This window comes from Streptomyces sp. NRRL WC-3605 (assembly GCF_001509795.1).
Taxonomy (GTDB): domain Bacteria; phylum Actinomycetota; class Actinomycetes; order Streptomycetales; family Streptomycetaceae; genus Streptomyces; species Streptomyces viridochromogenes.
Genome location: NZ_LLZN01000121.1, coordinates 1 through 1,657, shown reverse-complemented (window position 1 = coordinate 1,657; position 1,657 = coordinate 1). Strand labels below are relative to the sequence as shown.

Annotated in this window: 2 protein-coding genes; both read right to left on the bottom strand. The window is 70.5% G+C overall.

Annotated features, from left to right (window positions below):
* A partial coding sequence (locus ADL34_RS33560) for a ThuA domain-containing protein (protein ID WP_062674822.1) occupies positions 1 to 1,537 on the bottom strand: 1,537 nt, incomplete at its 3' end.
* Positions 1,538 to 1,554: 17 nt separating this feature from the next.
* On the bottom strand, positions 1,555 to 1,657 hold a 103-nt coding region (locus ADL34_RS37315; RefSeq protein WP_159038952.1), incomplete at its 5' end, for an RICIN domain-containing protein.

Sequence of the window (1,657 nt, the reverse complement as noted above, 5' to 3'; positions counted from 1 at the left end):
CGTTGTCGATGTCGAGGCATTTGCCGAGGGCGCGGAGGGTGTTGTCGGTGCCGACGGTCCAGCGCTGGGCGGCGGTGGTGTTGCAGGTCCAGATCTGCACCTTGGTGCCGTCGGCGGTGTTCGCGTTGTCGACGTCCAGGCACTTGCCGTTCACGCCCCGCACCTCACCCGTGCGTGGGCCGGACGGGCCTTCGGCCTGCTTGATCCGGATGTTGCGGAACGCCACCTCGTCACCGTCGCCGTGGTTCTGCAGCCCGATGTGCCCCTGCCGCAGACTGCGCGCCGGATCCGTGTTCGTGAAGTCGTTGATCTTCCGCCCGTTCAGGAACACCTCCAGCCGCTCCCCGGTGACCCGGATCTCGTACGTGTTCCAGCTGCCCGGCGGGTTCAGCGCCGCGTCCCGGGCGGCCAGGTCGGCCGACTTGAACCCGTACACGGCCCCCGTGGTCCGGTCGGTGCTGTCGGTGGCGTCGATCTGGATCTCGTAGCCGTTGTCCACGGCCGACCACGGGTCGTCGGAGGCCGGGAAGCCCACGAAGACACCGGAGTTGGCGTCGCCCGTCATCCGCCAGTCCAGCTTGAGCGAGTAGTCGCCGGTGAACTCCTTGGCCTCGTACCAGAGCAGGCCCAGCCCGCCGTGCGAGGTGAGTGTGCCGTCGGCCAGGGTGAAGCCGCCGGGGCCCGCCTGCCTCCAGCCGGACGTGCCGCCGCCGTCGAAGAGGGACGTGTAGCCGGTCTCCGGGCGGCAGTCGGCCTGGACGAGCCCGGCGGCCCAGCGGACCCCTCCGAGCAGATGCCGTCGGAAGGCCGGGTCCGCGTACGACTCCTCGGTGTGTCCGCCGCCGGTGTAGAAGGCGCGGCCACCGGCGTAGTCCTTGCACCAGGCGATCGGATGGTCGCCGGACATGGTGCCGCCGGAGTAGCTGGACTCGTCGAGGGAGGCCAGCACATGAGCGGAACCGCGCGGGTTGGTGCGGTAGTTGTACCACTCGTCGGTGCGCTGCCAGGTGCGGCCGAGATGAGCGGTGGCGTCGTGCGACCGGTCCTCGACCCTGACGGTGGCGGGCTGGATCGCGGGGTGGGACTGGAAGAGGGCGCCGGCCAGGCCCTCGTAGAAGGGCCAGTCGTACTCGGTGTCGGCGGCGGCGTGGACGCCGACGTACCCGCCGCCCGCGCCGACGTACTGCTCGAACGCCGTCTGCTGGGTGCCGTTCAGCACGTCACCCGTGGTCGACAGGAAGACGACGGCACGGTACTGGCCGAGGTTGGCCGCGGTGAACGCGCCCGCGTCCTCGGTGGCGGTGACGGTGAAGTTGTTCGCCGCGCCGAGGTCACGCAGCGCGGTGATGCCCTCGTCGATCGAGGAGTGGCGGAATCCCGCGGTCTTGGAGAAGACCAGGACGCGATAGGCGGGGTCGGCCGCCGGTGCCGCGACGGGCGCGTCCGACGCGCCGCCCGGCAGCGCGATGGCCTGGGGAGACATGCAGAGCGCGGCGCCGGCGAACAACGCGGTGGCCGCTTTGAGCAGAGTACGCATCACGAGGTGCCTCCCTTCTACGGCAGGGTCCATTTCTGGTTGGGGCCGGTGTGGCAGGTCCACAGGTGGACGGGGGTGCCGTCGTTCCAGGTGCCGCCCGAGGCGTCGAGGCATTTGCCG